Source organism: Pseudobdellovibrionaceae bacterium, from assembly GCA_020635075.1.
Classification (GTDB): domain Bacteria; phylum Bdellovibrionota; class Bdellovibrionia; order Bdellovibrionales; family UBA1609; genus JADZEO01.
Genome location: JACKAM010000001.1, coordinates 1,627,700 through 1,642,216, shown reverse-complemented (window position 1 = coordinate 1,642,216; position 14,517 = coordinate 1,627,700). Strand labels below are relative to the sequence as shown.

At 51.1% G+C, this 14,517-nt stretch carries 11 protein-coding genes; 5 read left to right on the top strand and 6 right to left on the bottom strand.

Annotation, left to right across the window (positions count from 1 at the left end; all coding sequences use genetic code 11):
• Positions 1 to 4: 4 nt before the first annotated feature.
• On the bottom strand, positions 5 to 1,576 hold the full coding sequence (locus H6624_07160; GenBank protein ID MCB9084106.1) for a DUF3552 domain-containing protein: 1,572 nt from the start codon (positions 1,574 to 1,576) through the stop codon (positions 5 to 7).
• Between the two features lie 171 nt (positions 1,577 to 1,747).
• On the opposite strand from H6624_07160, the gene H6624_07155 reads away from it, so the two are divergent.
• The 3 genes from H6624_07155 to H6624_07145 all read left to right on the top strand — a co-directional run bounded on the left by H6624_07155 (position 1,748) and on the right by H6624_07145 (position 5,050).
• Entirely contained in the window at positions 1,748 to 2,887 is a 1,140-nt protein-coding gene (locus tag H6624_07155; GenBank protein ID MCB9084105.1) for a cyclic nucleotide-binding domain-containing protein, read from the top strand.
• 248 nt (positions 2,888 to 3,135) lie between these two features.
• On the top strand, positions 3,136 to 3,591 hold the full coding sequence (locus H6624_07150; GenBank protein MCB9084104.1) for a hypothetical protein: 456 nt from the start codon (positions 3,136 to 3,138) through the stop codon (positions 3,589 to 3,591).
• Between the two features lie 73 nt (positions 3,592 to 3,664).
• Positions 3,665 to 5,050 carry a hypothetical protein gene (locus H6624_07145; protein MCB9084103.1) on the top strand — a complete coding sequence of 462 codons (1,386 nt, stop codon included), beginning with the start codon at positions 3,665 to 3,667 and terminating at the stop codon, positions 5,048 to 5,050.
• Here the strand turns inward: H6624_07145 and H6624_07140 are convergent.
• Together H6624_07140 and H6624_07135 are read right to left on the bottom strand one after the other, a co-directional pair.
• The gene (locus H6624_07140; protein MCB9084102.1) at positions 5,013 to 5,486 is read right to left on the bottom strand and encodes a PaaI family thioesterase; all 474 of its coding nucleotides are present in this window, start codon (positions 5,484 to 5,486) and stop codon (positions 5,013 to 5,015) included. The genes H6624_07145 and H6624_07140 overlap by 38 nt on opposite strands.
• 9 nt (positions 5,487 to 5,495) lie before the next feature.
• Positions 5,496 to 7,997: a hypothetical protein gene (locus tag H6624_07135; protein MCB9084101.1), complete on the bottom strand. Its 2,502-nt coding sequence runs from the start codon at positions 7,995 to 7,997 to the stop codon at positions 5,496 to 5,498.
• Between the two features lie 207 nt (positions 7,998 to 8,204).
• Between H6624_07135 and H6624_07130 the strand changes: the two genes are divergently transcribed.
• Positions 8,205 to 8,459, top strand: coding sequence for a hypothetical protein (locus H6624_07130; protein MCB9084100.1), 255 nt, complete (start codon positions 8,205 to 8,207; stop codon positions 8,457 to 8,459).
• Between the two features lie 26 nt (positions 8,460 to 8,485).
• On the opposite strand, the gene mmsA is transcribed toward H6624_07130, so the two are convergent.
• Entirely contained in the window at positions 8,486 to 9,964 is a 1,479-nt protein-coding gene (mmsA, locus tag H6624_07125; protein MCB9084099.1) for a CoA-acylating methylmalonate-semialdehyde dehydrogenase, read from the bottom strand.
• 81 nt (positions 9,965 to 10,045) lie between these two features.
• Between mmsA and H6624_07120 the strand changes: the two genes are divergently transcribed.
• On the top strand, positions 10,046 to 11,002 hold the full coding sequence (locus H6624_07120; protein MCB9084098.1) for an ROK family protein: 957 nt from the start codon (positions 10,046 to 10,048) through the stop codon (positions 11,000 to 11,002).
• Here H6624_07120 and H6624_07115 read toward each other — a convergent pair.
• Together H6624_07115 and H6624_07110 are read right to left on the bottom strand one after the other, a co-directional pair.
• Positions 10,987 to 12,324: a hypothetical protein gene (locus tag H6624_07115; GenBank protein MCB9084097.1), complete on the bottom strand. Its 1,338-nt coding sequence runs from the start codon at positions 12,322 to 12,324 to the stop codon at positions 10,987 to 10,989. The two genes, H6624_07120 and H6624_07115, sit on opposite strands and share 16 nt — an antisense overlap.
• Positions 12,325 to 12,554: 230 nt before the next feature.
• Positions 12,555 to 14,420: a SpoIIE family protein phosphatase gene (locus H6624_07110; protein MCB9084096.1), complete on the bottom strand. Its 1,866-nt coding sequence runs from the start codon at positions 14,418 to 14,420 to the stop codon at positions 12,555 to 12,557.
• Positions 14,421 to 14,517 lie beyond the last annotated feature (97 nt).

Below are 14,517 nucleotides of genomic sequence, written 5' to 3'. Positions count from 1 at the left end.
TTTTTTAGCGGGCGTATTCAACCGCCTGGGACTCCCGGACCACCGTCACGCGAATCTGGCCAGGGTAAGAACATTCCTCTTCAATCTTTTGGGCAATCTTGCGGCTAAGATCGAGAGCGGCCACATCGTCCACACGACCGCTGTCCACAACAACGCGCACTTCACGTCCGGCACTGAGAATATAGGTGCTCACCACACCCTCAAAGCTATTGCCAATGTTTTGCAGGTCAGCCATCTTTTGGTTGTAGGAGTCGATCGTCGAACGACGGGCTCCCGGACGAGCCCCACTCATGGCATCGGCGGCGATCACCAAATAGGCGAGGTCTGAATTCGGTTGCTCATCAAAGTGGTGAGCTCTGACCGCGTGGACGATCTCCTCGGACTCCCCATTGGTTTGAATAAAGTCGGCACCAATGACGGCGTGGCCACCTTCCATGCTGTGATCCATGGCTTTACCAATGTCGTGGAGGAGACCAGCCCGCCGCCCTTTCTTTTGTTCTACCCCCAATTCAGAACTCAACAAACCGCACAGCCAGCCCACCTCAGCACAGTGGTAGTGTTGGTTTTGAGAAAAGGAATAGCGGTAGCGAAGGGCTCCCATCATGTTGCGAATTTCTGGGTGCAGATCCTTCATGCCCAGCTCGTTGGCCAACTTGTTTCCGTCTTGGCGGATCCTTTTGAACAAATCCTTTTTAGTCTTGGTGACAATGTCTTCAATTCGCTTTTCGTTAACCACTCTTTCGTGAATGAGCTTTTCCAGGCTGGCACGTGCCAACTCCCGACGAACTGGATCAAATCCCAGGCAAGAGGCCGAATTGAGCTCCTCATTTATGGAAATGTCGACGCCACAAATGCGTTCCACAGCTATCAAATTTTGTCGGTCATCGCCCACGACCTTTTTTCGAGCTTCGGCATTGGGAAAATAAACGATGCCGATACCTCTTTCTGCACAATAGGGGCGGGCAAAGCGGTTGAGAGCCCGGCTCAAATAGTAGCGGGCCTCTCTTTCCGCATCTGCATGGGCCTCTTCCAGAATCAGCTCAGCCCTTTTTGAGGACCGGCGGCGCTCCTCTTGGATGAGGTTTTCGGCTAACTTTCCGCGGATGCTCTCTTCATCTTCAGAGGAGAGCTGGGACAGTTTATGGCGAAACTCGGATTCGATCTTGCGCTTTTCCTCAAGAAGCTGATCCAATTTTTGTTGTTTCCTCTGGGCGAGGGCATCCTGGGAATCAACAACTGAGAGCTTTCTTTTGAAGATGTCTTCGCGTTGGTTGAGTTTTTTTTGCAGGCGGCCTTCTTTTTCCCTAAGTTTAGAATCGAGGACGTTAATCTTTTGGTTGATCTTTCGGGTGTCTTTTTCAAAGCGCCGTTCAGCTTGGTGGCGGAATTCGTCCATACGTTTGTTGGCATCGGCGCGGTGCTCTTTGGCCCCATCCTGAGCTTTTTCCACCAGGACCTTGGCCTGGGTTTTAGCTTCGCGAATGCGGTAGTTGCGGACCCAACGCAACCCCAGCCAGGTTAGGGGCAAGGCGGTTAGGAATGAGCCAATGAAAATGTAAACGGGCAGAGTCATCATGATCTAGTTCTCGCTCTAAACCCCTTTTTATAGCATGGTTCTGGAGAGTCCACACCCTTTTAGGGAGCGCGTGATATTGCGGTGCGCAACCTGTCGTTCCGGAATGAGAAGTCGTTGAGGTTTGGGCCCTAAATTCCGATAGGTTTTCGTTGCCGAGACGAGGGAGTAAGGGTGGATCAGGTCAAAGATCTCAAGCGTGGTGATTTGCTGTTCAAAGAGGGTGAGAAAATCACTCACGTCTACGTCGTTCAGTCGGGGAAGGTCTCCCTTTTTCTCGAACGCTCAGGCCGCAAAATTGAAATAATGGAGGGCAAGACCTCCCATGTCATGGGTGAAGCGGCTCTTTTTACTAACAACGCCAAGCACTTGTTGTCGGCCGAGGCCGCAGGGCCCTGCAAGATTTTGGAAGTGCCCATTGAGGTGATGAAGGCCCAGGTGGACTCTTCCCAGCCGGGGGTCAAACTGGTGGTGAAGAGTTTGGTCGAAGGCACCAAGCAGAACTGCCAGGCGATTCGTTCACTCAAAATGGACAAAGACAATAGCCCCTGCCCCCAATTCTCCATCCCCACTCTATTTTGTGTTTTGGCTCTGGTGGCCAAAAACTCAGGTCACCCTGTAGAGGGCCAAGATGGGCATCTGCAGTTAGATTGGACGACAGTAAAGATCTACACCACTCGTATGTTCCGTGAATCCTTATCTCGGGTTCAGCACGTGGTGGAGTTGCTGAAAAAACTGGGTAAGGCGGAAATGCGCTTTGAAAAGAACGAGGATGAGATCGATGAGCTGGTATCGGTGACCTTGTTTGATGTCCAGCTCCTGGAGGATTTTGCGGAGTTTTATCAGTACAACCTCTACAAACCGGGCAAGAGCGAGATCATTTACGTTGATCCCCTGGCTCTCAAGGTGGCCCGCGCTCTTGTTGAGTTAGGCAAGGATCTGGAAACTGATTTCCGCGGCGCCGTTCGCATGGAGTATGACAAACTCCTAAAGGATGTGAAGGAGCAGTTTAGGTTCGATCTAAAGAGTCTCCACTTGGATGCTTTGGAAAAAAAGGGTCTTTTCGTCAAACGCCAGTCGACGGACAAAGGAGAAGTGTTTCTCAGCTTTGACAAGGTGGAGTTTCAGGACATGCTTCGCTTTTGGCAAATCATCGCCGAAATCGACAAGTGGAATGAAAAAGGCTTTGTTGACCTCAACGAGAAGGCTGAGGAAGAGGCGGTTGATGACAAGGCCAAATGCCCCGCCTGTCAGGGGGAAATTACGGACGCTCACAACTTCTGCCCCTCCTGTGGGCACAAGCTTGCTGCCTAGTGACCCAGGCAGCAAGCTTGGACAATTCTAAAACCCATAAGGCGTGATTATGGATGATGCCCTCTTTCAGTATTTTTTTCAGATAGTCCTCTTGCGTCGTTACGCCAACTCAAATTGGTTGTTGGTGCGGGGGGTAAAATCATCAATTCCCTTTCTAGATTTATGAATCGCTTTTAGTCGGAGCTATAAGAGTTCAGACGCAAAAAATGTCGATTCTGCGACCTAAAACAGTTTCATAGGGGGGTTCTGTGAAGGGATTTAAGCTCATATTAGTTGGTCTGTTGACCACTGGCCTGATGGCCCAGGGGGAAGTGATTCTCACTCCAGCTGCGGACTTGGAGGCAGAAATGGCTGAAGAGGGTCTGTCTTTAGAAGACCTGCGCGCCTTTGATGAATTTATAGCGAAGATGGGATCAGAGGGTGGAGAGTTCGAAGCGACCTACATTGTTCCCGGCCGTCCGCGTCCACCGCGCTATCCAGGTCCACCGCGCCGGCCCAATCCGCCTCCTCGCCCGCCTCGTCGTCCTTATCCTCCGCCACGTCGTCCTCAGCCCATTTACGATTACATCTGCTGGGCCGAAAGTGACTGGGGGGATACTTATCACGAGTATGGATTCTTCCCGAGCACCACTCAGGACAGAGCCATGGACGAGTGCTATCGCTACAATCGGGTTTGCTATCCTTTGGGATGTGACCGCTTGTAATTGACCGGCACTATGAGATAGAAACAAAAGGACCGCTGTTTACAGTGGTCCTTTTTATTTTGGAATCGACATAATGGCGTCAAAAGACAGTTCAATTATTTCTCGGTGGCTGGATGTCTTTATCCCTGATGAGCTGACTCCTGACCGCAATTACGATCTCTACATTCGTGCCCAGTTTACTTTGTTTTTGTGCCTTGCCGGGCTCTTGACCAACTTGATTCCTATTTATCTTGAGGGTCAGCAATTTGGCTGGACTTCACCGATTTCCATGGCCAACTACGCTCTGGGAATTGGGGCCGCCACTTCAGTGGTGTTGGTTTGGCGGTATTCCCTGGTAAGTTTGGCTGCTACCTTGTTCGTCGCCACGGCCATTGGAGCCATGTTAGTTACCTGTTATTACAGCGGCGGTATCAATGCGGCCGTAATTGTATGGTTGGGACTCGCTCCTTTGGCGACAGCCATGTTGGCCAACGTTATTGGCACAATCACCGTAACGGTCATTATTTTTCTGGGTGTGGGTCTTCTTGCCTTTTTGCAGACATGGGGTGGGGGGCTACCGGAACCTGATCCAGCTGTGTTGGCGCCAATTGCAAAGTCGGTGCACATCCTATCGGCCATCGTCTGTGCTGGATTTCTAGGTGTGGTGCATATTCGTATTTTGCGCCGATCAAAAAAGAAAATTGATCAGGGCCAAAGGGAGCTGATGGAGGAGAGGCAAAAGCTATTCCAAGCGCAAAAGTTAAACATCCTGGGTGAAATGGCCGGGGGTATTGCTCATGAAATCAATAACCCACTGACCATTCTTCAAGGTCTCTCAGATCGTGGTAAGGTTCTTAAATCCAGGGGGGAACTGACCTCGGAGATCCTCGACGAAACCTTCGTAACGATTGATCGCACGGTGCAAAGGGTTTTTACCATTGTCAAAGGACTTCAGGAGATCTCTCGGGATGGATCTCGAGATGACGTGACTTCTTGTAACATTTGGGATGTGGTGAGTACGACCCTAGACGTGTGCCGGGAGAAGTTGCGTGCCCATGATATCGAACTCTTGGTCGAGGTTCCGCAAAATCTCTTCGTCCAGGCTCGAGAGGTGCAAATGTCTCAGGTATTGCTGAACCTCTTGGGCAATTCCATCGATGAGCTGAAACACCAAGCAAAGGCAAATCCTCAAGGCCCCAGGTGGATCAAGATCCGGGCGGAAGCTCTTGCGAGTGGGCTGGAAGTTCGGGTTTCAGATAGTGGGGGAGGGGTTCATCCCTCACTGCGGGACAAAATCATGCATCCCTTCTTTACCACCAAAGAGATTGGGCAAGGAACAGGTTTGGGGCTTAGTATTTCTGATGCCATTATGAAGGGTTTTGGCGGTCAGCTTTTCTTGGACGCTGATCAAAAGCACACCACCTTTGTGATGAAATTCTCAATCAGGACCAGCGATGATAGGCCGGATGGCCAGGCCTAACGGCAACAAAGGTTCCCTGGCATTTGGCGCAGAGGTCTTCACCGGAAAAAAGCTCGGCTTCAACAACAGCTTTGCGATCACTTGATTCCACTATCCGTGCAACTAGGCGCACCGATTGATCACTGGGGGTGGGGCGAAGAAGTTGAATACTATAGTCCGCCGTTACAGTGCAGGGTGGAGCTTCCATGTTGTTCTTGTTCATTAAATGCCAGGCTGCCGTCCAATTGCTGTGGCAATCTAGAAGGGAGCCGATAATGCCTCCATTAAGCATTCCAGGAAAGGCTTCATGGTGGGATTCCGGAGTCCACTCGGCAACAACTTCCTGCCCATTGGGGAAGCTTTGTATTTTTAGTCCCTTTGCGTTCGCCGGGCCGCAACCGAAACAAATGCTGTTGGGGGCATAAGTCATCTGCAAACTGGAACCGGATTGAGTCATAGGACCACCTTAGGATTCTTTGGATTTTTTTGCCGCGTAGTTATTTTTAATCCACGAGCGGCAAAACTTCAAAAAAGCATCGGTGATACCATAGTAGATAAAGGCACAGGTGAAAATTCCTTTTTGCCCCTGGACTTCTTCGCTGTGATAAAATCGGGCGGCCAGGCACTGATTGGGCGCATTGTCAAAAATGTCCTCATGAAGAAACAGCACGGTGCCGGGCTGAATCTCTGCCGGGGATTGGAGAGTGGAGCCAAACTCAGAGAGCCCCTCAAGAGTGACTTCTTTGGTCATGTGGGCATGAATCTTGGGGGTCAACCACTGTTGGTTTTCGAAGTTGTGTTTGGTAAAGGGGGCCTGAAGATGGTTGGAGCACTCAAAAAGGAGGGCTCGTACATTGTGCGGTTTTAGGTGGAGGCCAGAGATCTTGGAGTGGCGATAAGTCTGCAGTCTCTTTTTGGTAACATTATCGGCCATGACGACAACTTTAAGCTCCTCGCCAGCGCCAATCAGGTCATTTTTTTCAGCCAGGCCCCTTAAACCCTCAAGCCAGGAGTCCACATTTTCCGGGACGAGATCTTCACTGACCACCAAGAGGTCAAGTCTCTCCAGTTTGGTGTCCTGCCCCTTCATCCAGGCCACGTCTTCGAGAGTGGATAACTCAATCAGAATTTGCTCATCTTGATCATGGAGACCAAAGCCGACTTGTACCCATTTCTGCCTATCGGTTGAGTCCGTGAGGGCAAACTTGCGTTTGTAGGTTTTTTCGGTGGATAGAACCAGCTTTAGGGTTTCATCCAACAGGTTTTCGTTGTCAAGGCCCTTAAAAAGCCTGCGCCAGTTGAGGTTTTGATCGAGAAGCTCGCCAGCGGCATGACCCAGAATCAGATCCCCCTCTTCAAACTCCGTGACGGGTTCCACAAGATTTTGGCTGGAGGCGGAAATCACCCACGAGACCGAATCGCCCAGCAAATCGTGAGGAGTGGCCAGACGGATTTCGCTGGGGTCGTCCGACTTGGCATCAGTTGAGCCAGCCCCTTCGTTTTCACTCCCCTCCGGAGGATCGTCCACCTGGCCCAGGTAATTGCGCAGAAACAGATAGTAGGAGTTCTCAGTGACCACGTTGATTTGGTTAATTCCTTCGCGTAAGAGACCAGCTGTTGAATCCGCTGAATCCGGGTCGGCGTCCAACACAATGACGTGTTTGATCTCTTTCTCCCTGGCCGTCAAAAAGAGGTTGTCGGCGCTAAACTCAAAATTGCCGTCGTCCTCATCCTTTAATCCGCGATGGCCTTCGGCCTTTTTAGCGAAGCCAAAAATGCGTTTCTTGTCCTCGCGATCCATGCCAAAAAAGTGAAAGTGAACCAATTGTTGATCGGGTAGATCGGGGTGGTTGGTGCTGTAGTGAGAGCGGGCCAGAGTGATTATGGTATCGGGGGAGGTCGGGACGCGGAATTTGAAGCGCGATATGACTCCCGGGTTGAGAGGAACCGGATTACGAATGGCCATCCCGACTTCAGAGATTCTTTCGATATTGGTGATCTTGGAAATCTCAATGGGTGTCTTTTGTTCCTGCATAAACAAAAACGAGGGGCGGGTCATAGCCGGCAATCCGAGTATGATTTCCATTTTTTGCAGAAAGATCAGGCGATCCATAGGTAGATAAATCAGATCATCCAGTTGGGAATGAATCAGATCCAGTTTGTTGACATTCTGATCTTCGTAGATTGTGGCCACAAAGCGAGTACGAAAATCCGGAGGGTGATAGCCCAGCTTTTTCATGGCGGCCGCTGTTTTAGTCAACCACTCCATTGGAGAACCTTGGACATTACCAATCTTAAAAATCAACAAGTCGATGGTGCTAAGGAGCTGCAGTTCGTCCGGTTCGTCTTCGGATTTGACTTCCTGAGCTATCTTGGCTGCAGCAATTTTTCGCTCAGTTTCCATGATCGGCTCAAACACGTCAGGCTGGTGGCGGAGGACAATGTCGATGCCACCCTTGGTGTTTCGTTGCCCTGAAATTTTGAGGAGCCACACGTCGCCATTGGGGTTGGTGAAAGGTAGGGCCGTGCTAATGACCTTGGCAGGCTTTAGATTCATCTGAAAGGATTCCCAAACCGCGTGAAAAGGCTCCGGGAGCAAATCCTTGATCGAAGTTAACTCTTTCAGTTGATCCATGGTCAGCGAAAAGGCATGGCCGGCCTGGGTGGTTTCATTGTCAAAGGCTGTGGGCTTTGCCGAGGAATTGAGCTGAACCTTTGCAGCGGGCTCGGAAAAGGGTGACTTCGGCTGAAGGCTCTGTTTGATGAGCCAGTCCATTTGCACGGCATTGTAAGACCGGAAGAGAGGGTGGTAACCAGTCTCTCTGTCATCTCCTTTTAGGTACACGTTCTGGAAGTCTTCACTGGTTGCAAAGAAGCGGAGACGGTGGTTCTCATCCAATTCCTTAAAGTAGGAGCGGATTTGATTGGCCACTTTGGTGTCGTCTTCGATAATGATGATGTTGGCCATATTGATTTGCCTTGTTCTATATTATAGAGGCGGAGCGTTTAACATCTAGCGGTTTTCTTAAGAGTCGAGGTCTAAAACCACGCAAATTGCATTGGCCCGCCTGAAATTGGCCTTTGGTAAGGGATCCAATTGCCATAGCAGGGGGAATCACGTAATTCTATTGGGGATATTGGTCGGGGATAGTCCTTTTGTTGATTTGAGGTGGTTGTGAATAAGCGGGAATTGGTGGAGCAGTTTCTCAATAATACGAGTGGCCTCAATGAGGTCGATTATGGAGACTTCAAGCGCAAGGTCGGTCTCTATCTCATGAGGTTGGAGGAGGGCTTGGGCGCATCTTCTCCCGATGTTCAATTGCTCTGCGATGAAATCCGCCGAATTGTGGTGTACCAACCGAGTGGCAATATTCGGCAAACTCGACAAAGAACTTTGGAGCTTGCTGACAAGCTCCGCAGTAAGATCTAGCCTGAAAGCGACTATTCTAGGCTAGATTAGCTCATCCAGTTATGATCAGACTGGGCTCCCCATTTGACAGTGATCTTTTTTCGTTCCGTCCAGAAATCCAATCCACTGGGGCCGGTGATATCTCCCTGGCCAAATTTGCTAGCCTGAATTCCACCGAATGAGAAAGGCTCCCGTGGCACGGGCACGCCAATATTCACACCGATCATTCCAGCTCGGGCCTGCTGACAGACTCTTTGTGCCATGGCACCATCGCGAGTGAAAACACTGGCAGCATTGCCATAGGGGTTACTATTTTCTAAGGCGAGGGCCTCACTAAGGTTTTCAACCCGAATGACACTGAGGATGGGACCAAAAAGCTCGTCACAGGCGGCAGTGGAACCAGGACGAACGAGGTCGATGACAGTTGGTCCAAGCCAAAAGCCGCCAGCAAAATCAATGGGTGGTGTGGCATCCCGACCATCGAGAAGAATGCGTGCCCCTTCTTGCTCCGCCTGAGTGATGGCAGCGACCAATCGTTCCCGCGAGGCAGAGTTGATGATGGCACCCATGTTGAGCCCCAGCTTTTTTGCCTTTGCCGACTCGACAATTCCTTTGATCAATGCTTCGCAATCGCCAACGGCCACTAATACGCTCGCTGCCATACATCGCTGCCCGGCACACCCGGTGAAGCTATCGGCAATACCTGAATAGGTGACATCAGGATCGGCGTCGGGAAGTAGGATGATATGATTCTTGGCTCCGCCAAGAGCTAAGACCCGTTTGCCTTTATTTGCAGCCCTTTGGTAAATGCTTTGCGCCACTGGAGTTGAGCCGACGAATCCCACGGCTTGGACCAGTTTGTGGTCAATGATGGCTTGCACAGTTGCTTGGCCACCTTGGATCACGGTCAGGGCTCCAGGGGGAAGTCCAGCCTCTGCGAGTGTGTTGGCAATAAGCGTTGAAGTGAGTGGGGTTTTGTCCGAGGGTTTCCACAAAAATGCATTTCCGCCCACCAAGGCGATGGGGATCATCCACATGGGCACCATGGCCGGGAAGTTAAATGGAGTGATTCCGGTAACAACACCCAATGGAATCCTTTGGTAGTTACAGGTCACTCCACGAGAAACCTCCATGTGTCCGCCCAAATCAAAGTTCTGTGTGGCGGTTGCGAATTCAAGGACTTCTATTCCCTTGAGCAGTCCGGCCTTGGCTTCTTCCACGGTTTTGCCGCTCTCTAGGGCCACGACTTGGCTAATGGAGTTGAGGTCGCGGAGAAGAATCTGTCGCCAAGTAAACAAGACCTGACAGCGTTCCTTAAGAGGAAAGGCACTCCATTGTTGAAATCCTGCTTGGGCCCCTTCCACGGCACGGTTAACGTCATCGGCCGGGCTTTCCTTGAACTCACTTACAACCTGTCCCGTGTAGGGGCTTACGACCTGGCGAGCCGCTCCTGATCCAACGCGCCACTCACCGCCAATGTAGTTACCGCAATCCAGCTGGCCGTCAGGCAATTGAATCTGATTCATCGGATCTCCCTTCTTGCGTGAGCCCTGGGTCAGGACCTATCATCCCAACTCAAGGACAGTCTGGCAATGGGTGGTTGAAGTATGCGGAAAGACATCATGGAAAAAAGAGTCATTGGCGTGGATTTAGGAGGAACCAAACTCCTGGCCGGGGTGATCGATGAACAGGGCAAAGTATTGGAGAGTTGTCGAGAACCGGTAGAGGTGAACGCGGGGCCCAGCGGACTTGTTCAACAAGTCATCCGGGTTTGTCGCCAGTTGATGACCAAAACCTCCTCGATCAGTGCCGTCGGCATCGCCTCTGCGGGGCCATTGGATCCTCATCAGGGCTGTTTGTTGGACCCGACGAATTTACACGGTCCCGGAGAGACTTGGGGGGTGGTTCCGCTGACAAAACCCATAAGCCAAGAGATGGGCATCCCGGTGGGACTGGAAAACGATGCAGCAGCCGCTGTCCTTGCCGAGCACTGGTTGGGCGGTGCCCGAGGTTGTGATAATGCAGTGATGATGACATTGGGAACAGGGTTGGGTGTTGGTGTGATTGCCAATGGGGAGTTGCTGCGTTCGGGGCGGGGGCTTCATCCGGAAGTGGGTCATGTATTTTTGCATCAGGGTGACCAAACTGCACCTTGTGGGTGCGGTAATTACGGTTGTGCCGAAGCCTACCTGTCTGGACGCAATTTCTCTCGTCGATGCGCACAACTGTGGGGTGAGAGTGGCCTGACCGGTGAAGAGTTGGTGAGACGGGCTCAGTTTGGGGATGAAAAAGCCCTCAAGGCATTTGACGAATACGCAGATTATTTCGCAGCCATGGTCTCCAGCTTGGTGGTGTTGTTCTCGCCGGAGCGGATTTTGATTTCCGGGGGATTTAGTGAATCCCATTCCTTATTTTTGGATCGTGCGAGAACGCAACTGGAGAAACTGCTCAGTCGTCGGCGACAGGGAGTGGATCTTTTTCCCGAGATTTCACTCAGTCAGCTGGGCGCCGAGACGGGCCTTCTCGGTGGAGCCTATGTCGGACTCAATCAATTGAACTCGTAGCCGAGGCGGATTTCCACATTGGAAAAGAACAGGCTTTGCCGTCCGTCAATCATGGGGTCGGGCGAGCTCTGGTTCACGAGATAGCGATCCCGGTGTGTAAAAGAATAGTCGTGCCACTGGCCATACCAAAATCCACCAATGCGCCATGAGCCTCTCATGACATGAATGAGCCCCAATGAGCCGTCAAAGGCAAAATCGGGGCGAATATCAAAGGTGCTGCCGGATGCCAAAGGAGACTGGTAGCGCAAAAACCATTCAAAGATCCACTTAGGCGTCAACTGCAGATTGGATTGCACGCCAATGGTGAACATGGAGAGAGTGTTAGTGGCAATCTCGGCCTCAGTGACGGAAGCGCCTGTTCGCGAAATAAACGGGACGATATGGTGCTGAATGCCAAAGCGAACGCCCCACTTGACGGGGTAATCCTCAAGAAATCTTTGTCGCCACTTTTTCGGATAGTAGGTCCCCTCTAGGGCAAAAATCAACCAGTTGTAATTGCCTTCAGAAATTTGGATATCGCTTGAAGAAGTCACTTCCCCAGGAGACATCTTGGCGGTGAAGCTCGCGTCCAGCCGATCATTGACCTTCCACCAGCCCTTGCCAAAAAAGGATGGCCCTTTGAATGTCTGAAACTGCAGGTCCGCACTGATGTCCCCACTGGCCTGCTTGTATTGAAGGAAGTTAAAGCCCGTACCAAACCACATGCCGTACTTTTTTGTGTACAGTGGACTCTGTTTCAAGGCCTTTGGGCCTTTAATGAGCACGTCCTTTTGGCCAACCTCCAAGTTTAGCTGATAGGTGGCAATGACTCCGTCTGGAGTTTTCACCTTCAGGTTAATTTGTATTTTTTCTCGCGGCAGATCCAGAATTAACTCAAAAAGACCATTATCTCCCGCTGTCACCCGCCTTGAGCCCACCAGGACTTCCGCTAAGGGAAGGTCCCCCATTTGATTGTTGGCGGTAAAAAAGAGTATTTGATCATCGGCCAGTAAGATCTGGGATTGGGGCGGGGCCTGGCCGGTGATCATGATCCGGCTGCGGTCCTTCCTTTTTGTGTCCCCCAATTCCGGCTGGAAAAACTCGACTCCACTTTGTTGTTTGGGAGTTTCTACGATGGAGGGTTCTGTCGGAGTTGCCTCCTGTTCCGCACCATCAGGTTCTCCTTCGGCGCCGATGGGGGGGGCTTGCTCCTCGATGGGTTTTGACTGTGGCCCACTCCCTTCATCTCCCTCACTTTCAGAAGATTCCTGTGTTTCCTCGGTTGAAAGTGGGTCCTCTTGGACTTGGTTCTGACTGGTGGTTGGAGGTAGGTCGAGAACCACTTCTGCCTCTTGAGCTGAGGAGGAGACTGCATAGGTGAGGGTTATCATAATCGAAAGAATCAACACCAAGGATCCGTGATACCAATCGCAATTTAGATTCTTGAACCTCATATTAGTTGAACTTACACGCACCATTTTATTTTGGCGAACAAGGCGGGGAACTGTCAAAGGGAAAGGTACTGGGCCTGTAGGCCGGTTCACTTTATCTGAGGCGATTCTAGCAGGATGGGTTACGCCACCTTTGAGTGGTACTGAAACATGAAGTAAGTGACGTCGTCGGCAAGTGGCGCCCCCTGCCGGTGTTCCAGGATTTCACGGGACAAATCGGCCATGGCCACATCGAGGGACCCCCCTTGATTGAAGGAGGCCAGAAGAGAGCGAATAAACTTGCGCTCTCCCCACATCTGATGGTCACCATTCATCAGTTCGGTCACCCCGTCGGTGTAGAGAACCAGACGATCCCCAGGATTTAGTTGCAGTTCTTCTTGGCTGTACTCGGAGTCTGGTGATTCTCCAAGGCGAGGGCCTTTGGCACCGATAAGTGGCTTGATGTCGGCTTTAGAGATCTTGTCCTCTTTATGGGGAATGACCAGTGGAGGGTCGTGGCTGGCGTTGCAATATTCAAGCTTTCCAGTTTGTTCATCAAAAGAAGCAAGGAAAAAGGTCATATTTACCTGACCTTTTGAGGTTCCGTTAATGGCCTTGTTGAGAAGAGAGAGAACTTTGGACAGTGATAGTTCAGGCATTTCTTCGAGGATGCGAGAGGCACTTCGTGCGGCACTCGTCACCAGGGCTGCCGGCACACCGTGTCCGGTGGCATCGCCAATCCACAAGAAAGTTTTGCTACCCACTTTATTGTAGTACCACCAGTCCCCGCCGCACTCGCTGGCAGGTTCATAGTAACCCTTTATCTCCACGGGTCCTGAGTGAAATTGGGCCTCCGGGAACAGAGTCGCCTGAACCGTTTTTGCTGTCGCCAGCTCAGTTTCCATTCGTGCCTTTTCAGCGGTTTCAGCCAGAAGGCGTTTAATTTCCTGAGTCATATGATTGAAGCCACGGGTGAGACCGCCCACTTCGTCTTCCGACTCCACTTCAATTTCCAAGTCAAAATCCCCTTGGGCGACTTGGTGGGTGGCTTCGAAGAGTCTCTTCAGGGCATCAGTGAGGTGATGGGCACCAACGACACTCAACAAGCTGGCGAGCCCAATAAGAAGAATTAAAAATAGTGAAGACTTAAAGATCAGCAGGCGGACTGTGGCTAGAGCAGCCTTTTTGGGAACAAAGGACACCACCTGCAAGCCGCCAATGCCAATCTTGGCTGAGGCCATTAACCAAGGGGAGTCCGAAGAGGCACTTTTTGGACTCCACTCAAAGACTGTAGTTGGTGCCTTGTTTTCTTTCTTCAAGTAGGCAAGTGCCTCCGCGACCATGGGTTTGGTCAACTCAACATAAGTGGGCTGCACCGGGTTGATCACCGTATTGTTATGTTGATCACTTAAATAGGTATCCTGGATTTGCGGTGAGTGGAAAAAGTCCAGATAACTTCCTTTGCGAATAAGACTCAAAACCACGACTGGGTGAAGGGGCTGGGGCTGAGAGTAGCGAAGCCCCAAGACCCAGTAGCCTGGCGACTGGGGAAGGGAGGCTAAGGAAATCTCACTCTCGAGAGCTGACTTGATTAATTGATCGCGGTTGTTCTGCAATTGGGTTTGCCATTTGGTCGCTGTTGCCGCCTCGCCTGCCGAGGCCTTTTGGCTGTAGGAGCCCGAGGCTTCGTCAAAGTGATAAACCCAAAGGGCCTCGATGAAAGGGTCAGTGGGCAGCACGGCCAAAGTATAGGGGTGAAACTGGGCTTTAGTGCTTTGATATCCGCGCATGAAGAACTGGACTTTGGCCGATGTAAATTCCAAGTCTGAGCGAACCTGGTTGGCCACTGCCTGGACGTGGGCCCTGCTGGTATCGAATACGTAAGCGACTTTGTCTTCTTCAAAACCATTGAGTGCCAGGTAAGAATAGACAAGCAGGGTCACACTGGTGACCGAAACCATCAGCGTCAGCAACTTAAATCGAAGAGGAAGTTTTTTGAACCACTTCATGCAACCAGTTTTTCGGAAGGTGATGGAAAAGACTGAAAGAATTTTCTAACTGTACTCAATATTTCGAGTCATTCATTCGATGTAGGTAACAGGAGGC